The sequence below is a fragment of the Terrabacter sp. FW104-15G4B genome (assembly GCF_058790095.1).
Window position 1 is genome coordinate 77,926 of the sequence record NZ_JBYTCI010000003.1, and the last position, 19,432, is coordinate 97,357.

17 protein-coding genes are annotated in these 19,432 nt (G+C 68.9%); 8 read left to right on the plus strand and 9 right to left on the minus strand.

Annotated features, from left to right (window positions below):
• Positions 1-1,123: 1,123 nt before the first annotated feature.
• Positions 1,124-1,588: a hypothetical protein gene (locus AC3WRT_RS03785; protein WP_492719296.1), complete on the plus strand. Its 465-nt coding sequence runs from the start codon at positions 1,124-1,126 to the stop codon at positions 1,586-1,588.
• A 72-nt stretch (positions 1,589-1,660) separates the two neighbouring features.
• On the opposite strand, the gene AC3WRT_RS03790 is transcribed toward AC3WRT_RS03785, so the two are convergent.
• The 4 genes from AC3WRT_RS03790 to AC3WRT_RS03805 all read right to left on the minus strand — a co-directional run bounded on the left by AC3WRT_RS03790 (position 1,661) and on the right by AC3WRT_RS03805 (position 4,945).
• Positions 1,661-2,134, minus strand: a complete 474-nt coding sequence (locus AC3WRT_RS03790) for a hypothetical protein (protein ID WP_492719298.1) — start codon at positions 2,132-2,134, stop codon at positions 1,661-1,663.
• 242 nt (positions 2,135-2,376) lie between these two features.
• Positions 2,377-3,486: a redox-regulated ATPase YchF gene (ychF, locus tag AC3WRT_RS03795; RefSeq protein WP_492719300.1), complete on the minus strand. Its 1,110-nt coding sequence runs from the start codon at positions 3,484-3,486 to the stop codon at positions 2,377-2,379.
• 67 nt (positions 3,487-3,553) lie between these two features.
• The gene (locus AC3WRT_RS03800) at positions 3,554-4,093 is read right to left on the minus strand and encodes a histidine phosphatase family protein (RefSeq protein WP_492719302.1); all 540 of its coding nucleotides are present in this window, start codon (positions 4,091-4,093) and stop codon (positions 3,554-3,556) included.
• Between the two features lie 12 nt (positions 4,094-4,105).
• Positions 4,106-4,945 (minus strand): thioesterase family protein, encoded by an 840-nt coding sequence (locus AC3WRT_RS03805; RefSeq protein WP_492719304.1) that lies wholly within the window; start codon positions 4,943-4,945, stop codon positions 4,106-4,108.
• 156 nt (positions 4,946-5,101) lie between these two features.
• Here AC3WRT_RS03805 and AC3WRT_RS03810 point away from each other — a divergent pair, with 156 nt between their 5' ends.
• A complete protein-coding gene (locus tag AC3WRT_RS03810) occupies positions 5,102-6,304 on the plus strand; it encodes a DNA recombination protein RmuC (RefSeq protein ID WP_492719306.1) in 1,203 nt (400 codons plus the stop codon).
• Positions 6,305-6,317: 13 nt separating this feature from the next.
• Here AC3WRT_RS03810 and AC3WRT_RS03815 read toward each other — a convergent pair whose 3' ends face one another.
• Positions 6,318-7,352, minus strand: coding sequence for a 4-hydroxy-3-methylbut-2-enyl diphosphate reductase (locus AC3WRT_RS03815; RefSeq protein ID WP_492719308.1), 1,035 nt, complete (start codon positions 7,350-7,352; stop codon positions 6,318-6,320).
• A 288-nt stretch (positions 7,353-7,640) separates the two neighbouring features.
• On the opposite strand from AC3WRT_RS03815, the gene xseA reads away from it, so the two are divergent.
• Together xseA and AC3WRT_RS03825 are read left to right on the plus strand one after the other, a co-directional pair.
• Positions 7,641-9,047: an exodeoxyribonuclease VII large subunit gene (gene xseA / locus AC3WRT_RS03820; RefSeq protein ID WP_492719678.1), complete on the plus strand. Its 1,407-nt coding sequence runs from the start codon at positions 7,641-7,643 to the stop codon at positions 9,045-9,047.
• Positions 9,048-9,056: 9 nt separating this feature from the next.
• The gene (locus AC3WRT_RS03825; protein WP_492719310.1) at positions 9,057-9,341 is read left to right on the plus strand and encodes an exodeoxyribonuclease VII small subunit; all 285 of its coding nucleotides are present in this window, start codon (positions 9,057-9,059) and stop codon (positions 9,339-9,341) included.
• A gap of 45 nt (positions 9,342-9,386) precedes the next feature.
• Here AC3WRT_RS03825 and AC3WRT_RS03830 read toward each other — a convergent pair whose 3' ends face one another.
• Positions 9,387-10,103, minus strand: a complete 717-nt coding sequence (locus AC3WRT_RS03830; protein ID WP_492719312.1) for a DUF4245 domain-containing protein — start codon at positions 10,101-10,103, stop codon at positions 9,387-9,389.
• 96 nt (positions 10,104-10,199) lie between these two features.
• Between AC3WRT_RS03830 and glpX the strand changes: the two genes are divergently transcribed.
• The 3 genes from glpX to AC3WRT_RS03845 all read left to right on the plus strand — a co-directional run bounded on the left by glpX (position 10,200) and on the right by AC3WRT_RS03845 (position 13,994).
• Positions 10,200-11,192, plus strand: coding sequence for a class II fructose-bisphosphatase (glpX, locus tag AC3WRT_RS03835; protein WP_492719314.1), 993 nt, complete (start codon positions 10,200-10,202; stop codon positions 11,190-11,192).
• Positions 11,193-11,203: 11 nt separating this feature from the next.
• The gene (locus AC3WRT_RS03840; RefSeq protein WP_492719316.1) at positions 11,204-12,142 is read left to right on the plus strand and encodes a PfkB family carbohydrate kinase; all 939 of its coding nucleotides are present in this window, start codon (positions 11,204-11,206) and stop codon (positions 12,140-12,142) included.
• Between the two features lie 124 nt (positions 12,143-12,266).
• The gene (locus tag AC3WRT_RS03845) at positions 12,267-13,994 is read left to right on the plus strand and encodes a substrate-binding and VWA domain-containing protein (RefSeq protein WP_492719318.1); all 1,728 of its coding nucleotides are present in this window, start codon (positions 12,267-12,269) and stop codon (positions 13,992-13,994) included.
• Positions 13,995-14,064: 70 nt separating this feature from the next.
• Here the strand turns inward: AC3WRT_RS03845 and AC3WRT_RS03850 are convergent, their stop codons facing one another.
• The 3 genes from AC3WRT_RS03850 to AC3WRT_RS03860 form a co-directional block, all read right to left on the minus strand.
• A complete protein-coding gene (locus tag AC3WRT_RS03850) occupies positions 14,065-15,000 on the minus strand; it encodes a carbohydrate ABC transporter permease (protein WP_492719320.1) in 936 nt (311 codons plus the stop codon).
• Positions 14,997-15,980, minus strand: a complete 984-nt coding sequence (locus AC3WRT_RS03855; RefSeq protein WP_492719322.1) for a carbohydrate ABC transporter permease — start codon at positions 15,978-15,980, stop codon at positions 14,997-14,999. Before AC3WRT_RS03855 ends, AC3WRT_RS03850 begins: the two co-directional genes overlap by 4 nt.
• 80 nt (positions 15,981-16,060) lie before the next feature.
• Positions 16,061-17,389: an ABC transporter substrate-binding protein gene (locus AC3WRT_RS03860; RefSeq protein ID WP_492719325.1), complete on the minus strand. Its 1,329-nt coding sequence runs from the start codon at positions 17,387-17,389 to the stop codon at positions 16,061-16,063.
• Between the two features lie 323 nt (positions 17,390-17,712).
• On the opposite strand from AC3WRT_RS03860, the gene AC3WRT_RS03865 reads away from it, so the two are divergent.
• Positions 17,713-19,425, plus strand: a complete 1,713-nt coding sequence (locus tag AC3WRT_RS03865; RefSeq protein WP_492719328.1) for a fumarate hydratase — start codon at positions 17,713-17,715, stop codon at positions 19,423-19,425.
• Positions 19,426-19,432 lie beyond the last annotated feature (7 nt).

The window sequence follows — 19,432 nt, forward strand, 5'->3', positions numbered from 1 at the left end:
GTCCCGGGGCGCGCTCTCAAACTCCCTTTCCAGTGCGCCCTGTTGCTGGCACAGGGGTCCGGCTCTGAGGCTGGGCGAGGGCCTTCATCGGCAAGGGTTCCTGCCCGTAGCTCGCTGGACCAAACCAAGGGGCACCCGCCTACGCGTCCGGGTGTCCCTTGGTGCTGGCGCGGACCACCTTCCGGGACGGCGAGTGGCGGGTGTCGAAAGAAAGCCACGATAATCGGCACATGGCCTATCGCGGCTATGGTCGCGACGTGGACCTCAGACAACAAGTTCTCCAGACCCGAACGAGCGTGGACGGCTGGGTTCACCGTGGCCGATCGCTTGAGACTCCGCAGCCGGGTTCCGAACTCCAGTCAGACGACGCGATCTGGCCGAAGCGCCCGGCTTCGGAGACCGCTCGTGTCGCCTTGGTAGCCGCCAGTGAGCATCTTCAGTTGGCCTCTCAGGTGGTTGATGGACCTCGCGGGTACGCCTCGGCCCTACACACTGTGCTTCGAGGTGCGCTAGTCGGTGCGGTCACCGCCGTCTGGGTGGTCGGCCCCGATGACGATCACGAGCGGCAGCAGAGGGGTCTCAGACTCGCTTGGGAGTGGTATCGAAGGTTGGCGCAGTACGACCAGAAGTCCCGACCCGACTGTCCATCGCGCGACCTCGATAGGCTCGACCGACAGATCAGGGACCTGAAACAGCGGCAGGACGGAGTACGTGCGCTCTGGGAAGGAACGCCGACGTTGGGTCCGAGGCAGGAGTCCAAAGACACGGATCGGATCGAGTGGGTGGCGGACTTCCTGTTCTCCAATGACCCTGCCAAAGCAACGAGTCTCCGCCGTCACTGGAGCTCACTGTCCGGGGATGCGCATGCGCTGGGTTGGCAACTCGTCAGACGACGCACCTCACCGTTGGTGCGTGAGGCTGGCGGGCTCCGGGCGACGATCGCTGAGGCCGGGATAGAACAGATCGCGGACCCGTACCTTGCGGCGTACGCCGTTCTGGCACGGGGATGGGCCTTCTTTGACCAAAGGTGCGAAGGCCCATAACCGATCGATCTCTCTGCCTCACACGGACTCTCGGCGTGTCTGGGAGACCCTGAGTCTGCGGGCCGGAGACCATAGCCCTCATGGACTGGTCAGGGGTTTGGACGACACTCGTCGGCGGGGTTCTGGCCATCGGTGGAGGCTTCGCGGGGCAGTGGTGGTCGGAGCGCAAGACAGCTGCCCGCGAGCTTCGGGAACGGGAGCACGAACGCGAAGTATGGGCGAGAAGCCTCCGGTATGAGGCGCACGTTGCCTTCCTCGCGGAGTATGACCGCCGGTACGACATCGTGAGAGCTGCCAAGGGGATGCCCGACGATGGCTCGGAAGCCCCAGAGGACTTCTTAGTCCCCCTGTGGGACCGATACCAATCAGTCCGGCTGGTTTGCACAGAGCGGACCGCCAGTGCCGGTGAGCGTGCTCGCGCTGCTCTGGACGCCTACACCTTCCGCGATGGGATGTGGGAGCACGTGGATTATGAGAGGGACAGGTATCTCGCAGCGGTGCGCGAGGAGTTTGGGCTTCCGCCGGTGCCTATCATGGGTGACTGACCAGTCGTCAAGCTCGATGCCCGCGCACCCTGCTCCGCGCTCGATACGCTTACCGCCAGACTGTTGCGTCAGTCAGACGCCAGCCGCCTTCACGGCTTCTGCGGCCCCTCGGACCAGCGCCGCACCAACAGCGAAGACTTGAGAGCACTTGTCTGCGACATCGTCAGGAGTTCGATGAACGCGGCCCATCGACCCGGAGGCCGGGTCCACCAAATCCATTTCGTGAGCGATCTTGTTTCGGGCAATAAAGAACTCATCCAAGCTCTCCAAGTCCGCGTCCGGCACGGCGGAATTGGCGATGCCAAGCGTATTACGCACCCTGACCTTCAGGTCAGAACTCCCTTGAAAACTCGCTCTTGTGCGCTCTGCAAGGTAGAGGTCAAGTAAACCTTGTGAAGCGTTAACCGACAGAACCGCCGAACGAAACGTATCCGAGACACTTGGCTTTGACATCTGCCCCTTCAGGTACTGCTCGAACTGCGCTCGGGCCCCCGTACCTTGGCGGCAGGCCACCTGCCGCCCCACGTCGTTCACGAGTCGCTTCATGCTCGCATCCAACCCAGCTGACGTAAGGACGATGGCCGAGCGGACTACCTCAAGCTCGACCCTAGACATCCGCCCTTTAGTAGACGGATTCCCCGCTCGACGGGTCTCATCCAGCACCTCCACGGCAGCGAAGAGCCCAGCCACACTGAGGTGTGCTCGCCCGAGTATGCGATAGGCAGGCCTCACCAGCGGAGCGCGGCCCGTCGGACCGGGGGGCATATTCCCGACCCCGGCATTGGTGCTCATTTGACGCTCTTGCCAGCAGTCGTTGTTTGGAAGCGGAACTCCACGACGTCGCCGTCAGCCATGACGTACTCCTTGCCCTCGATGCGCACCTTGCCGGCCGCCTTCGCGGCGTTCATGTTGCCCGCGGCCACGAGATCGTCGAACGACACGACCTCGGCCTTGATGAAGCCGCGCTGGAAGTCGGTGTGGATCACGCCGGCGGCCTGCGGAGCAGTCCAGCCCTTGCCGATGGTCCAGGCGCGCGACTCCTTGGGGCCGGCCGTCAGGTAGGTCTGCAGGCCGAGCGTGTGGAAGCCGGTACGGGCCAGCTGGTCGAGGCCCGACTCCTCGGCGCCGAAGCTCTGCAGCAGCTCGAGCGCCTCGTCGGGCTCCATCTCCATCAGGTCCATCTCGAGCTTGGCGTTGAGGAAGACCGAGTCGGCCGGGGCGGCGAGCTCGCGCAGCGACGCCTGCAGCTCGGCGTCGGCGAGCTGGTCCTCGTCGAGGTTGAAGACGTAGATGAAGGGCTTGGTCGTCAGCAGACCGAGCGACTTCGCCTCGGCCAGGTCGACCCCCGCGGCCGGCCCGGCGGCATACAGCGTGTGACCCTCCTCGAGAACCTTCTGCGCGGCCTGCGCAAGCTCGAGGGAGGCCTTCTTGTCCTTGTTGATCCGCGCTTCCTTCTCGAGGCGGGGCACGGCCTTCTCGAGGGTCTGCAGGTCGGCGAGGATGAGCTCGGTGTGGATGGTCTCGATGTCGCTGGCCGGGCTGACCTTGCCGTCGACGTGGACGACGTCGCCGTCCTCGAAGGCCCGGACGACCTGGCAGATCGCGTCGGCCTCGCGGATGTTGGCGAGGAACTTGTTGCCGAGCCCCTCCCCCTCCGACGCGCCGCGGACGATGCCGGCGATGTCGACGAAGCTGACCGTGGCGGGCAGGACCTTGTCGGAGCTGAAGATCTCGGCGAGCACCGTGAGCCGCGAGTCCGGCAGCGGCACGACCCCGACGTTGGGCTCGATCGTCGCGAACGGGTAGTTCGCCGCGAGCACGTTGTTCTTGGTCAGCGCGTTGAAGAGCGTCGACTTGCCGACGTTGGGGAGACCGACGATTCCGATGGTGAGTGCCACGAGGACAAGAGTTTAGTGGCGATCGCGCGCTCGCCCGACCACGAGGGCGTATGCCGTCCCGTCGGGCTCACGGCAGCGTCCACTCCCAGCCGGGCTGCCAGTCGAACGGCGCGACGACGAGGCGCTCGAGCGGCATGCCGTCGAGGACGTGCTGCAGCGCCCAGCGGGTGGCCGAGTGCGCGATGACGAGCACCCGCTCGCCGTCATGGTCGCGGCGCAGGTCGGCCAGAAAGCCAGCCGTCGCCTCGACGACGTCGCGGTAGCTCTGCCCGCCGCCCGGAAAGGGCGCGTTGACGTGGTCGAGACGGACGCGTTCGAGCTCGGCGACCGGGCAGCCGTTGAGCGCGCCGTAGTCGCACTCGCGCAAGCGCGCGTCGTGGTGAATCGGGACGTCGCTGCCGCCATACGCGAGGTGCGCCGTCTCGACGGCGCGGGCCAGGTCGGAGGTGTAGACAGCGGCGAACCCGCCAGCCGGGCGCCGCTGCCCCAGCTCGACGGCGAGGTGGCGTCCCTGCTCCGACAGCCGTCCGGGCAGCCAGCCGGTCGCGATGCCCGCCTCGTTGTCCTCGGTGATCGAGTGCGTCTCGTAGACGAGCTTCAGGCTCACGTGCGCTCCCCGTCAGCGCGGCATGCGCACGCCACAGAGCTGGCGCGACTGGGCCACGAGGTTGCCCGCGGAGTCCCAGATCACGGCGTCCTCCTCCATCATCCCGCCGCCGAGGGTGTCGCTGCCGAGGCTCACCTGCAGCCAGCCCGGCTCGGGCCGACGCCGCACGTGGCCGGTGAACTCCAGCGTGGGGGTCCAGCCGAAGAGCCCGAGGTCGAAGGCGACGGGCGGCAGGGCATCGAGCGCCATCATCAACATCGTCGTGTCAGGCTGGCGGCCGTCGCGCAGCCGCAGCCAGCCCCGCATGACCCCGCGCATCGACGGCTTGCCGAGCGCCCAGCCGGCGGTGCTCGGGTCGAGGCGAAGGTCGAGCCGCTCGAGGAACTTCGCGTTGGCGAGGAAGTCGGGAGGTGCCTGCTCGGCCGAGACGCACTGCTCGGGCGGCGGCATCCCGGGCGGTGCGGCCTGGCGCTGCACGTCCAGGTCGGTCAGGTTGCCGAAGGAGCCGATGGCGCGCATCCGCTCGACCCGCCGGCCGTCGTCGCCGGTCTGGTGGATCGTCATCTGGCCGGTGGACAGCTTGCGCCCGCAGCGCATCACCTCGGTCGTGACGGTGAAGGGCCCGGGCAGCGATGCGGTCATGAAGTAGGCCGAGAGCACGACCGGGTCGACGTGCTCCGTCGTCTCGGTCGGGTCGGCCGCGAGGTGGCGGCCGAGCGCGCCCAGCGCGGCGGCCATGACCATGCCGCCGTTGACGGCGTTGCCGATCATCCACCCCTCGTGGAAGATCCCGTGCCACTGCGTGGGGTCGTCGCCCGCCTCGAGCCGGGTCGCGTCGTCGTACTCGCTCACGGACAAGGTGTAACAGACGTCGCCGACGCCCGAGGGGACCGCCGTGTATGCCGTCCGCCACCTCCAGGGTCGGCCCCGCCGCGTGCCGGCTGTCGTAGGCCGTCTGGCCGGGTGTCGCGCCGACGCGCTGTCGGCGGCATCTGGGACGGTGCTCGCATGGACCTCACCGCTCTGCTCGTCGGGCTCGTCGTCGGCGCCCTCGTCGGTGGGCTGCTCGCGTGGCTCTCGGCCCGCTCGGCCCTGCTCGCACGTTCGGCCGGCGCAGAGGCCGAGCGCGACGTCCTGCGTGAGCGGGTGTCCGACCTCGAGACGGCCCGGCAGGTCGACGACACGACGGCGAGCCTGCTGGCACCGCTGCGCGACACGATCGGCCGGGTCGAGCTGCAGGTCGGCGCGCTCGAGCGGGACCGCTCGCTGCAGTTCGGCCAGCTCGGCGAGCGCCTGACCGAGGTGAGCCGCTCCACCGAGTCGCTTCGCTCCGAGACGGCGACCCTCGCCACGGCGCTCAACGCCTCCACCGTGCGCGGCGCGTGGGGTGAGGTCCAGCTGCGGCGCGTGCTGGAGCTCGCGGGCCTGATCGCGCGCTGCGACTTCGACGAACAGGTCACGAGCGTCAGCCGGCACGGCGCGACCGTTCGGCCGGACGCCGTCATCAACCTTCCCGGGGGCCGGCACGTCGTCGTCGACTCGAAGGCCCCGATGGCGCACTTCCTGCAGGCGCACGGCGAGACCGTGTCCGAGGTCGAGCGCGCAGAGCTGCTCGCCGCGCACGCCACCTCGCTCCGGCGTCACGTCGAGGGACTCGCCGCCAAGGCGTACTGGACCGCCTTCACCCGCTCCCCCGAGGTCGTCATCTGCTTCGTCCCCGGTGAGGCGATCCTCGCGACCGCCCTGTCCGACGACCCCGGACTCTACGAGCACGCGCTCTCGCGCAAGGTCGTCCTCGCCTCCCCCGGGACCCTCTTCGCCGTGCTGCGCACCATCGGCGCCATCTGGCAGCAGGACGCGCTCGAGCAGAATGCCCGCGAGCTGCTCGCCATCGGCCAGGACCTCTACGCGCGCCTGACGACGCTCGGCGGTCACGTCACCACGATGGGCCAGTCCCTGTCGCGTTCGGTCGAGCAGTACAACAAGTTCGTCGGCACGCTCGAGTCGCGGGTCCTCGTCACGGCGCGACGCATGCACGAGCTGCACCTGACTGCCGAGCAACCGCCGGCGCTGCAGCCGCTCGAGGTGGCCCCCCGCTCGCTGAGCGCAGCGGAGCTGACCGACGAACTCGGGCGCACCGCCCGCGACGAGGACTACCTCCAACGCGAGTCCCGGGCGCTCCTCCCGGGGGATGAGCAGGCGTCGGCCTGAGCGGCCTTCGGCCTCAGTGCAGCGAGCCGGAGTCCTCGAAGGCGGCGTCGTGGCGAACGGTGCCGGCGTCCTCGCCCTTGCGCGCCTTGAGGTCGCGGCGCAGCTCGTTGGGCAGCGAGAAGAGCAGCGACTCCTCCGCCGCGACGACGGCCTCCACCTCGCCGTAGCCCCGCTCGGCCAGCCAGGCCAGCACGTCGCGGACAAGCACCTCGGGCACGCTCGCCCCGGACGTCACCCCGACGGTGCTCACGCCCTCGAGCCACTCGGGCTGGATCTCCTCGGCGAAGTCCACGAGGTGGCCGTCACGGGCGCCGTGCTCGAGCGCGACCTCGACGAGACGCACGGAGTTCGAGGAGTTGCGCGACCCCACGACGATCATCAGGTCGGTGTCCTTGGCCATCTGCTTCACGGCGAGCTGACGGTTCTGGGTGGCGTAGCAGATGTCGTCGGACGGGGGGCTCTGCAGGGCGGGGAACTTCTCCTTGAGCCGAGCCACCGTCTGCATCGTCTCGTCGACCGAGAGGGTGGTCTGGGAGAGCCAGACGACCTTCTCCGGGTCGCGCACGGTGACGTTGTCGACGTCGTCCGGACCGTCGACCAGCGTGATGTGCTCGGGCGCCTCACCCGAGGTGCCGACGACCTCCTCGTGGCCCTCGTGCCCGATGAGCAGGATGTCGAAGTCGTCGTCGGCGAAGCGCACGGCTTCCCGGTGCACCTTGGTCACGAGGGGACACGTGGCGTCGATGGTCTTGAGGCTTCGGGCTTTCGCCTCCTCGTGGACCACGGGGGCCACGCCGTGCGCCGAGAAGATGACGGTGGCGCCCTCGGGCACCTCGTCCGTCTCGTCGACGAAGATGGCGCCACGCTTCTCGAGGGTGTTGACGACGTGCTTGTTGTGCACGATCTGCTTGCGGACGTAGACGGGCGGGCCGTAGAGCTCCAGCGCCTTCTCGACGGTCACCACGGCCCGGTCGACACCGGCGCAATAGCCGCGTGGCGCCGCGAGGAGGACCCTCTTGTCGGAGGACTGGTCGGTTGGCTCGCTCATGGCCTCATCGTACGTGGCGACCTGCCGCCCTCCCGATTCGCCGCTCGCCCGGCGACCCGCCCCCACCGCTCGAGCACAGCAGGCCCCGGCACGCCGCGACCCCGTGGCGGCGCCGGATCGAATGGATTGCTCCTAGGGCGCCGCCGGCGACCCATGCCATCGACCGGGGCCGCCCGAGTGCGAGGTGGTCGGCGACCCAAGCTGCGACCTGTTGGGCCCCGGCAGTCACCACGCCGACGCAAGCGACGCGCCGGGGGGCCGCAACACCTTTAGGGTGGCGCGGTGAGCATGACCAGCCCGATGCCCGACAAGGCGGCCGACACGACCGCCGAGCAGCCGTGGCCGGTCCGCGTCCTCAGCCTCAAGATCAGCGACTACGTCGACCGGATGAGCCAGCTGTGGGTCGAGGGGCAGGTCGTGCAGTTCAACCCCCGCGGTGGCACGGCGTTCCTCACCCTCCGCGACCCCGACGTCGACATGTCGCTGTCGGTCTCCGTGCCGATGAACGCCGTCAACGCCATGCCGATCCCCCTCGCGCAGGGCGCCCGGGTCGTCCTGCAGGCCAAACCCACCTTCTGGACCAAGCGCGGCACGCTCCAGCTCGAGGCGCGCCAGATCCGGCCCGTCGGCATCGGCGACCTGCTGGCCCGCGTCGAGATCCTCAAGCGCACCCTCGCAGCCGAGGGCGTCTTCGATGCACAGCACAAGCGACCCATCCCCTTCCTGCCGCACCGCGTCGGGCTCATCACCGGCCGCAACTCCGCTGCCGAGAAGGACGTCGTCGAGAACGCCCGGCGCCGTTGGCCCGCAGTGGTCTTCGAGATCCGCGAGGTGGCGGTGCAGGGCTCGACGGCTGTGACCGAGGTCGTCGAGGCGCTGCGAGAACTCGACGCCATGACCGCCGTCGACGTCATCGTCATCGCGCGGGGCGGCGGTGCGCTCGAGGAGCTGCTCCCCTTCTCCAACGAGGCGATGATCCGGGCTGTCGCCTCGGCCCGCACCCCGGTCATCAGCGCGATCGGGCACGACGTCGACACGCCCCTGCTCGACCTCGTGGCGGACTGGCGCGCCTCCACGCCCACCGACGCCGGCAAGAAGGTCGTCCCCGATGCCGCGCACGAGCAGGCCCTCGTGGCAACAGCCCGCGACCGCGTGCGCCGAGCGCTCGTCCGCCGAGTGGAGAGCGAGCGGTCCGGGCTGCGGTCCCTCGTGTCGCGTCCGGTCATGGCCGACCCGGTCGCCCTGGTGCGCGTGCGACGCCAGGAGGTGGCTTCCCTCCGCGCCCGGGCCACGACCCGCATCGAGGCGCGTCTGCACCGCGCCGCCGACCAGGCCGAGCACCTGCGCCGCCAGGTCGTCGCCCTCTCACCGCAGTCGACCCTCGAGCGGGGGTATGCCGTGGTCCAGCACCGCGACGGACGCATCGTCATGGACCAGGACGACGTCGGGGTCGGCGAGCTGTTGCGGGTCCGGGTCGCCCGGGGCGACTTCGGTGTGCGGCCGGTCAGCGCCGGTGCAGAGGACGCCCCGTCCGAGGCACCGACCCGCAAGACCACCTCGAAGACGACGGGCAGCACTGGCACGAAGCCGGCGTCGGCTCGCAACCCTCGGTCGAGCGCCAAGGCGGCCGCGCCGGCCGCCACTCCCGCCAGCACGCCGAAGGCGGCCGCGGGCGAGGACGGCACGACGTCGTAGGGTGACGCCATGGCTGACTCGACGACGACCGACGGCTCCTTCCCCGACATCGCGGGGATGCGCTACGAGGACGCCCGCGAGGAGCTCATCGCGATCGTGGCCAAGCTCGAGGCCGGGCAGGCGCCGCTCGAGGAGTCGATGCACCTGTGGCGCCGGGGCGAGGCGCTGGCCACGCACTGCGCGAACTGGCTCGACGGGGCGCAGGCCGAGATCGAGCGGGCCACTCGTCCCGCGCCCCCGGCACAGGAGCTGCACGCGGACGACGAGATCTTCGATGAGGACGACCAGTCCTGACCCAGCCGGTCGGTCTCTTGGTCGGCCGGTCGGTTTGTCAGCCGGTCAGCCGCTGGTGGACGGTGACGGCGTCACACCAGCGGCCGGCGTCACCGGTGCGAGCGCGGCGACGAAGGCCTTGAGCTCGTCCTCCGGGGCGGTGCCGCTCGCCACCAGGGTCAGCCCCTTGGGGCCCTGGCCCCGCAGGACGTAGGCGAGCTGGCGCGCGTCGCTCGCGACGAACTTCTCGAAGGTCCGTCCCGACACCGTAACCGTCCCACCGGCCTTGCCGTCGTTGACCGACCGGGCCAGCCAGCCGGGCGTCACGCCCACGGCCTGCTTGAGGGCGATGTCGGCGCCGCTCGGCGTCGTCCACACCGTCGTGAAGGTTGGGACCTGCTCGGTGCCCGGGGCGTAGGTCGCGACCGTCGGCATCCAGCCGTCCCCGAGGTTGCGGGGAAGCTGCACGGGCCAGGTGGTCTGCGCGGCGACCTGGCCGGCCTTGGCTGCGGCGTCGACGGCCGGCCGCTGCACCTGGGAGATCCTCGGGACGATGGCGACGAGTGCGAGCACGAACAGCGCGATGACGAACATCGAACGGAACATGTTGGGGAAGCTCCCCAAGGAGTACCGGCTGGCGGGCGCCGCCGCCGGCTCGGCCGCCGGCCGGTCCGCCGGCTCGGCCGCCGGCTCCGTCACCGGCTCCGCGGGGCTCGCCTCCGCAGACGGTGGCGGCTGGGCGCTCTCGGACGCGGGTGTCGACGGGGTCGACGGGGTGCTCATGCTCCCATCGTCCCCGACTACCGGACGGCGTCCAAACCTGGGGGCCGCCACCGCTAGGCTGGCGCGGACTCGTTCTGCGCCGACGGAGGACCTTTGATGAAGCACAGCCAGCCGGATCGCAACCTCGCTCTCGAGCTGGTACGAGTGACAGAGGCAGCCGCCATGGCTGGGGGCCGGTGGGTCGGACGCGGCGAGAAGAACAAGGCCGACGGCGCGGCCGTCGAGGCGATGCGGGCGATGATCTCGACGGTCAGCATGCGCGGTGTCGTCGTCATCGGTGAGGGCGAGAAAGACAACGCCCCGATGCTCTTCAACGGCGAGCAGGTCGGCGACGGCACCGGTCCGGAGGTCGACGTGGCTGTCGACCCGATCGACGGCACGACCCTGACCGCCAAGGGCATGAACAACGCGGTCGCCGTCATGGCGGTCGCCAACCGGGGCGCGATGTACGACCCCTCCGCGGTGTTCTACATGGACAAGATCGCGACCGGCCCCGAGGCCGCCGACGTCGTCGACATCCGTCTCCCCGTCGCCGAGAACATCCGCCGCATCGCCAAGGCCAAGAAGGAGACCCCGGCTGACGTCACCGTGGTGATGCTCGACCGCCCCCGCCACGAGGGGCTGGCCGAGGAGATTCGAGCCACCGGCGCCCGCATCCGCTACATCGTCGACGGCGACGTCGCCGGCGCGGTCATGGCGGCCCGGCCCAACACCGGTGTAGACCTGCTGCTCGGCATCGGCGGTACGCCGGAGGGGATCATCGCGGCGTGCGCGATCAAGTGCACGGGCGGCGTGATCCAGGGTCGGCTCTGGCCCAAGGACGACGCGGAGCGCCAGAAGGCCATCGACGCCGGCCACGACCTCGATCGGGTCCTGTCCACCGACGACCTCGTGACCGGCGAGTGCTTCTTCGTGGCGACCGGGATCACCGACGGCGAGCTGCTGCGCGGCGTGCGCTACGGCGCCAAGTCGGCGCGCACCAACTCCCTCGTCATGCGCTCGCGCAGCGGCACCATCCGCACCATCGACAGCGAGCACCGGTTCGACCGGCCCGGCTGGTTCGGCAGCACCGACATGATCGACGTCTGAGGAGCCACCTGGTGACCGACTCCGCCGCCAAGGCCCGCACCCTCGTCGTCGGCGAGGCGCTCGTCGACGCCGTGACCACCCCGAGTGGGACCACCCTCGAGCACGTGGGCGGAAGCCCAGCCAACGTCGCCTTCGGGCTCGCCGCCCTCGAGCACCCCGTCGACCTCGCGACATGGATCGCGACCGACGAGCGGGGTCGCCGCATCGAGGACGTGTGCCGTCACCGCGGCGTCGCGCTGACGCCCGGTTCCCAGGGCGCTCCCTTCACCTCCGTCGCGCACGCGACGCTCGACGAGCTCGGCGCTGCCACCTACGTGTTCGACCTCGAGTGGCAGGTGGCCTCGGTGCCCGGCCTCACGGCATACGGCCACGTCCACACCGGGAGCATCGGGGCCGTGCTGGAGCCCGGCGGGGAGCAGGTGCGCGAGATCGTGGCCGCCGCCCGCGAGCTGGGGGCCACCACCTCCTACGACCCGAACGCCCGCCCCGCCCTGATGGGACGTCCGGAGCAGGCACGGCGCGTCATCGAGGCCTCGATCGCGCTCTCCGACGTCGTCAAGGTCAGCGACGAGGACATCGCCTGGCTGTGCCCGGGTCAGCCGCTCGACGACGTCGTCCAGGCCTGGGGTGCGCTCGGCCCGGCGCTCGTCGTCGTCACCCGCGGCGGCGAGGGCGCCGTCGTCCGAGTGACTCGCACCGGGGAGCAGCGGGCGCTCGCGGCACCCGCCGTCCAGGTGGTCGACACCGTCGGTGCCGGCGACTCCTTCATGGCTGGGTTGCTCTCCGGACTGCTCGACGCCGGCCTGCTCGGCGGACCGTCGGCCAGGGACCGGTTGCGGACTGCGCACCTCGCGTCCGTGACGCCCGCCGTGGAGCGGGCCCTGTGCACCGCTGCCCTCACCGTCGCGCGCGCCGGCGCCCATGCGCCGGCGCGAATGGACCTGCCCTGAGGACAAATCAGGCATTCGACAAGAGTCGGCGGCTCGGGCACGATTCTGCCGGAACCCCCGGGTAGGTTTGGCCGGTGGTTCACCCAGACGCCCCGTGCGGGGCGCTCTCATGTGAGGAAACCTCGTGCCCGACCCAACCCCTCCACGCCGTTCCATAGGTCCCTACGAGCGGAGCCTGATCGACAGCCGCGCCAGCCGCAAGGCGCTCGAGTCCAAGATCTCCGCTGCGCGGCGCAAGCGCCTGATCGCCGCCGTGCTCGGCGTCGTGCTCCTCGCCGGCGTGGGCGTCGGCGGCTTCCTCTGGTGGTCGGGACGTGACGTCTCGCCGCTCGCCGCGCTCACCGCGACACCGGGGACGTCATGTCCTGACCGGACGCCGGTCTCGCTATGGGTGTCCGAGGCCGCACAGCCGGCCGTGCTGGCCCTTGCCAAGGAGTTCCAGTCGGGCCCGAAGTCCCCGTGCGTCGACTATGTCGTCACGGGCAAGACCCCCATCGAGGCCATGATCGGACTCGGGCAGGGCCAGCCGGGCCGGCCCGACGCGTGGATCCCGGACTCCGCGCGCTGGCTCGAGCGGGTCAACGCCACCGCCAAGCTCAACGCCAAGCCTTCGAGCCCCTTCGCGAAGAGCCCCCTCGTCATCGCGATGGATCCTGAGCGGGTCGCCACGCTGGAGCGCCAGCCCAGCTGGCTCGAGCTGCTGACGTCCGACAGCCCGATCCGGATGAGCGACCCGCGGTCCACGACGGCCGGCATGCTGACGCTCGCGTCGGCCCTGCCGGAGCTGCCCCAGACGCAGGGGCGCATCGTCATGCCGACGCTCGCCAAGAGCTCCGCGCCCTCGGTCGACGACCTCTTCAGCGCCCACAACGCCGATCCCGGGTCGGCGTCGGCCTTCCCCGTGGCCGAGGCCGACCTCATCGACCACAACCGGCTCTACCCCGCGCAGCGGATGGTGTCCGTGACGCCCAGCGAGGGAACCCCGGCCTTCGAGTTCTCGCTCGTCAACGTGGCCACCGACCCGGTCCGTGACCAGGCCGTCGAGCTGCTCCGCTCCTACCTGACGACGCCGGCCGCCGCGAAGGTTCTCGCGCAGTACGGCATCCGCTCGACCTCCGCGCCGGTCACCATGCCCACCCCACAGGGGAGCGTCGGCGACGTGCGGATCGGCCCCACGCCGGATGCCACTGCGGTCGCCGCCGCCACCGACGCCTGGCAGGCCGCCACGACCGACTTCTCGATCCTGTCCGTGTTCGACGTCTCAGGGTCCATGAAAGCGAAGCTCGGCGACACCACCCGCATGGCGATCACCCAGGAGGCCGCCGGCATCGCCCTGGCCGCGCTGCCCAGGACGACGAAGCTGGGCCTCTGGGAGTTCTCCATCGAGCAGGGCGGCCCAGGCCAGGACTGGCGCGAGCTCGCCCCGATCGGATCTCTCGACGACGACAGCCACCGGGCCGTCGTCGCCACCGCTGTCGGCGCTCTCGGCAAGAACGTCGGGGGCGGCACCGGCCTGTACGACACGATCTGGGCGGCATACCAGCAGGCCGAGCGACAGTACGACCCCGACCGCGTCAACGCCGTCGTCATCCTCACCGACGGGCGCAACGACGACCCGCAGGGCATCTCGCTCGAGCAGCTGAAGGCCAACCTGGCCGCGGCCAGCGACCCCGAACGGCCGATTGCGGTGACCACGATCGGCATCGGCCCGGACGTCGATCCCAAGGCGCTGACGCAGATCTCCAGGATGACCCACTCCGACTTCTACGCGGCGCCCAGGCCGGCCGACATGAAGACCGTGCTCGCGCGGGCTCTGTTCGACCACCAGTGCAAGGACGGGCGCTGCGTCTAGCGCGGACGCCTCGCGACGAAGGCCGTGACCCTCCGGAAGGGGTCACGGCCTTCGTAGTTCGGGCAGCGCGTCAGCCCTTGACAGCGCCGGACGTCATTCCGCGGATGAAGTACCGCTGTAGCGACAGGAACACGATGATCGGGACGATGATCGTGATGTAGCCGGCCGCCGGAATGAGCTCCCTCCCGGCGCCGGTCTGACCCTGCAAGCCCTGCAGGGCCACGGTGGCCACGGTGTTCTCGCCGCGCCCGAGGAAGATCAGGGCCACCAGCAGGTCGTTCCAGACCCAGAGGAACTGGAAGATCGCGAACGAGGCCAGCGCCGGATACGACATCGGCATGATGAGCCGCCAGAACGTGGTGAAGTGGCTTGCCCCGTCGATCTTCGCCGACTCGATGACGGCGACCGGGAGGCCGGACATGTAGGTGCGCAGGATGTAGATGGCGAGCGGCATGCCGAACCCGATGTGCGCGAGCCAGACCGCCAGGAAGGTGCCGTTCAGTCCCAAGCTCGAGTACAGCTTGACGAGCGGCACGAACGCCACCTGGTTGGGGACGACGAGGAGCGCGACGATGGTGACGAAGACGACGTCCCGGCCCTTCCACTGCATGAACGTGAAGGCGTAGGCGGCGAAGGCAGCGACGAGGATCGGGATCACCGTCGCCGGCACCGCCACGATGAGGCTGTTGAGGAACGCCTGGGCCATCGGGATGCCGGCCGCGTCCGAGGTGAGCACCGTCTTGTAGTTCGAGAGGGTCCACGAGGACCCGAAGGGGTTGAAGAACGCGGTCCACCACCCCGACGCGAACTGCTCGTCCCTGGGTCGGAACGAGTTGACGAGCATGCCGAGCGCCGGGATCATCCACGCGATGCAGAGGATCAGCAGCCCGATGCGCACCGGCCAGTTCGCCGTCCCCGAGCCCCTCCCCGGCTTGTTCGGCCCCTGCTTGACGAGCTGCGGCTCGTCGGCGGGAGTGCCTGTACCTGGCTGGAGCGTGGTGGTCATCGTGCTGCCTCCTCTGCCCTGAAGTGGCGGACCTGGTAGAGCAGGACCGGGATGACGGCAATCAGCAGGAGGACGACGATCGCGGCCGCGGCGCCGTTGTTGCCCTGCGTGTAGAGCTCGTCGTAGAAGAGCCTGGTGATCACATCGGTGTTGTAGGCGCCGTTGGTGGTGACGTACACGATGTCGAACACCTTCATGACCCCGATGAGGACCGTGATGAAGACGGTGACCACCGTCGGCCAGATCTGCGGGACGATGATGCTGAAGAAGATACGGCGCTCACCGGCCCCATCGATGCGGCCCGCCTCGACGGTGTCCTCCGGGACGCCCTTGATGGCGGCCGAGAGCAGCACCATGGAGAATCCGACCTGCGTCCAGATCAGGATGATCATGAGCAGCAGGCTGTTGAGGTGCAGGGTGCTCTGGCCGTACCAGAAGACGGGCGCCTTGCCGAAGAAGCCCAGGATGGCGTTGAGCATGCCGGTCTGCGGGGCGCCCTCGGGCTGGTAGTCGTAGATGGTGCGCCAGATGGTGGCCGCGCCCACCATGCTGATGGCCATGGGCAGGAAGATGAACGTCTTGGTCGTCTTCTCACCTCGCGCGCGGAGCCGGTCGGCCAGCACCGCGACACCCAGGCCGAGCACCACGGTCAGGGCCGGGACGATGATGATCCAGAGCACGTTGTTGAGGATGGTCTGCCAGAAGGTCTTCTGGTTGAAGAGATCCAGGTAGTTCTGGAAGCCGACGTAGGCCGTCGAGTCCTCGTTGGCGAAGCTGTACTGGATCGTCACGATGGCCGGGTAGATGAGATAGACGGCGATGGCGAGGATCGCCGGGCCCGCGAACATCCACGGTTTGACCCGGTCCTCCCAACGGCCCTTCAGCGACTCGGTCAGCTTGTTGAGGATCCAGAAGATGATGATGGCGCCACCGATGCCCCCGAGGACCGCGATCACCGCATTGACGACCTTGATGGCCATGGCACTTCCTCTCTCGATTGGGAGAAATGCGCTGTCGACTGCGAGGGCGACCTCTCGGTCACCCCCGCAGTCAGGCGGCGTCAGCTACCGGACTTGGGGAAGCTGTCGTCGATGTTGTTCAGCGTCGTGTCGAGGTCCTGCTGACCCGAGAGCCACTTGACCGGCTCGGTCCAGAAGCTACCGGCGCCGACCTTGGCGGGCATGGAGTCGGAGCCGTCGAAGCGGGCTGCCGACGCCTTGTAGAGCACGTCCGTGGCGATCTTCTGCAGCGTCTTGTTGGGCAGCAGCGAAACGTCGGCCGTCGTGTGCGGCGAGAACGCACCGTTCTTGGCCTGCTGGGTGCCGTTCTCCTTGCTGGCGATGAAGTTGCGCAGCTTGATCGAGCTGGGGTCGTTGTTGAACGTGGAGACGATGTCTCCGGCCACGAGCACCGAGTTCTCTCCCGCCGTCTTGGCCGGGAAGGGGAGGGGACCAGTCGCGGTGTCGAGATTGGCGATCACCGAGTCGGGGAAGCCGCCCTTGATCGCGACGAACGTCGCCTGCTTGAACAGGTAGCAGCCCGGAGGCTGGGTGAACAGGGCATTCCCACCGGTGAGGACCGCGGTCGCGGGAATGGCCTTGGTGCCACCCCGGACGTAGCCGTCGCCGAACGCGATCTTCTGGAAGTACTCCCAAGCCGGCTTGATCTCGGGGCTGTTGAACTTCAGCTGTCCCTTGACCCACTTGTCGTAGTTGTCGGGGCCGGCGACGCGCAGGACGAGGTCCTCGATCCAGTCGGTGATCGCCCACCCCGTGGCAGCCCCCGACTCGGCGGCGATGCACCACGGCGTCTTACCCTCGGACTTGATCTTCTGCGTCAGCGTCAGCAGGTCGTCCAGGGTGGCGGGAGCACTCAGCCCAGCTGCCTTGAACGCGGGCGCGTTGGTCCACAGGATGCTCTTGACGCTCACCTCGTTGGGGAGGCCGTAGACCTTGCCGTCCGCGCACGTGCCTGCCTGGACGAAGCCGGGGACGAGCGTCTGCTTGTCGGTGGCGACGGTGGCGTCGTCGAACGGGACGAGCTTCTTCTGCTTGGCGAGGTCGCACATGAGGCCGGGCTGGGGGAACAGGCCCACGTCGGGCGGGTTGCCGCCCTGGACCCGGGTGCGGATCTCGGTGTCCCACGATGCCGACTTGGTGAATTTCACCGTGATGTTGTTCTTCGCGGCCCACGCGGAGACGTCGGCCTTGAAGCCCGGCTCGGTGTCCGGCCCGAGGCCGTACATGACCTCGATGGTGCTCTTGCCGGGGCCACTGGCAGCCGAACCGTTGGATGTGGCGCCACCCGAGTTCGACGACAGACAGCCAGCGGCGAGACCGGCGACACCGATCCCCACGAGCGCTGTCACGGTTGACCTGCGATTGATCATGCCTGCTCCTCCTTGGAGGGTTGGGGGCTCCCTTGGCCCCAAAGCTGACCGGTCACGCTCATGCCGGTTTACTGGTCCCGGACGAGGCCGGGACTCTGCGACATTTCTCGAACCATGCGGTGTCACTCTCACCCAACACCAGTTGTGTGACAGCCGCCACATTCTTCGAAGACTTTGCCTCATTGTTATGACGCGCCGCAGGCGAAATGCCCCAAGCCCGCCCGCGCGGGAACCGGTCCATACCCCGTCCGGCTCCCGCGGTACCGTGAGCCCGGCGCCCTGAGAGCGCCACCGCAACGGCCGGGTTTCTTCCAGGAGCGAGTGTGACGGACTTCCAGTATCAGGACCTGCTGCCGATAGGCGCCGACGAGACGCCGTACCGGCTGCTGACCACCGAGGGCGTGCGCGCCGTCGACGGGCCAGGTGGGCGCACCTTCCTCGAGGTCCACCCGGAGGCGCTGCGGCTGCTCACGGAGACCGCGATGCACGACATCGCGCACTACCTGCGACCGGGGCACCTGCAGCAGCTGCGCAACATCCTCGACGACGAGGAGGCCAGCAACAACGACAAGTTCGTCGCGCTCGACCTGCTCAAGAACGCCAACATCGCCGCCGGCGGGGTGCTCCCGATGTGTCAGGACACCGGCACCGCGATCGTCATGGGCAAGCGTGGCCAGCACGTGCTGACGCAGGGCGCCGACGAGAAGGCCATCAGCGAAGGTGTCTACGACGCGTACACCCGCCTCAACCTGCGCTACTCGCAGATGGCCCCGATCACCACGTGGGAGGAGCGCAACACCGGCTCCAACCTCCCCGCCCAGGTGGAGCTCTACGCCGACACGGCGCCCGGGCACGAGGCGCAGTACAAGTTCCTCTTCATGGCCAAGGGCGGTGGCTCGGCCAACAAGAGCTACCTGTACCAGGAGACGAAGGCGATCCTCAACGAGGACGCGATGATGCGCTTCCTGGACGAGAAGCTGCGGTCGCTCGGCACGGCCGCGTGCCCGCCCTACCACCTGGCCATCGTCATCGGTGGCACGAGCGCCGAATTCGCTCTGAAGACAGCGAAGTACGCGTCGGCAAAGTATCTCGACACCCTGCCGAAGTCGGGATCGATCACGGCACACGGCTTCCGGGACACCGAGCTCGAGGAGAGGGTCCTCGAGCTGACCCGCCAGTTCGGCATCGGCGCGCAGTTCGGCGGGAAGTACTTCTGCCACGACGTGCGCGTCGTCCGCCTTCCGCGTCACGGCGCCAGTCTGCCTGTGGCCATTGCCGTCTCGTGCTCGGCGGACCGCCAGGTGCTCGGGAAGATCACCGGCGACGGCGTCTTCCTCGAGCAGCTCGAGACCGACCCGGCGCGCTTCCTGCCGGAAGCGGGCGCCGTCGAACTCGGCGAGCTCGAGGACGACGCGGTGGGCGTCAGCTCGACCAGTCGCAACGTCGTCGTCAAGGTCGACCTGACCCAGCCGATGGATGACATCCTCGCCGAGCTGTCCAAGCATCCGGTCAAGACGCGCCTCTCGCTCACCGGCCCCCTGGTCGTCGCTCGTGACATCGCGCACGCCAAGATCAAGGAGCGCCTCGACGCGGGCGAGCCGATGCCGCAGTACCTTCGGGACCACCCCGTCTACTACGCCGGGCCGGCGAAAACCCCCCAAGGTATGCCGTCCGGCTCGTTCGGGCCGACGACCGCCGGGCGCATGGACTCCTACGTCGACCAGTTCCAGGCAGCGGGCGGCTCCAAGGTGATGCTGGCCAAGGGCAACCGCAGCAAGCAGGTCACCGACGCGTGCCACGAGCACGGCGGCTTCTACCTCGGCTCGATCGGTGGGCCGGCGGCACGCCTCGCGCAGGACTGCATCAAGCACGTCGAGGTCCTGGAGTACGAAGAGCTCGGCATGGAGGCGGTGTGGAAGATCGAGGTCGAGGACTTCCCGGCGTTCATCGTCGTCGACGACAAGGGCAACGACTTCTTCGCCGAGGTGAGCAAACCCATGGCCTTCACCATCTCCAAGCGACCGGGCCTGCAATGACCGAAAG

Excerpts from the sequence above, each read along its gene's own strand:
- AC3WRT_RS03785 (WP_492719296.1), top strand. The coding sequence starts at position 1,124 with ATGGACTGGTCAGGGGTTTGGACGACACTCGTCGGCGGGGTTCTGGCC.
- AC3WRT_RS03790 (WP_492719298.1), bottom strand. The coding sequence starts at position 2,134 with ATGAAGCGACTCGTGAACGACGTGGGGCGGCAGGTGGCCTGCCGCCAA.
- AC3WRT_RS03810 (WP_492719306.1), top strand. The coding sequence starts at position 5,102 with ATGGACCTCACCGCTCTGCTCGTCGGGCTCGTCGTCGGCGCCCTCGTC.
- AC3WRT_RS03815 (WP_492719308.1), bottom strand. The coding sequence starts at position 7,352 with ATGAGCGAGCCAACCGACCAGTCCTCCGACAAGAGGGTCCTCCTCGCG.
- xseA (WP_492719678.1), top strand. The coding sequence starts at position 7,641 with ATGACCAGCCCGATGCCCGACAAGGCGGCCGACACGACCGCCGAGCAG.
- AC3WRT_RS03825 (WP_492719310.1), top strand. The coding sequence starts at position 9,057 with ATGGCTGACTCGACGACGACCGACGGCTCCTTCCCCGACATCGCGGGG.
- AC3WRT_RS03830 (WP_492719312.1), bottom strand. The coding sequence starts at position 10,103 with ATGAGCACCCCGTCGACCCCGTCGACACCCGCGTCCGAGAGCGCCCAG.
- glpX (WP_492719314.1), top strand. The coding sequence starts at position 10,200 with ATGAAGCACAGCCAGCCGGATCGCAACCTCGCTCTCGAGCTGGTACGA.
- AC3WRT_RS03850 (WP_492719320.1), bottom strand. The coding sequence starts at position 15,000 with ATGACCACCACGCTCCAGCCAGGTACAGGCACTCCCGCCGACGAGCCG.
- AC3WRT_RS03855 (WP_492719322.1), bottom strand. The coding sequence starts at position 15,980 with ATGGCCATCAAGGTCGTCAATGCGGTGATCGCGGTCCTCGGGGGCATC.
- AC3WRT_RS03860 (WP_492719325.1), bottom strand. The coding sequence starts at position 17,389 with ATGATCAATCGCAGGTCAACCGTGACAGCGCTCGTGGGGATCGGTGTC.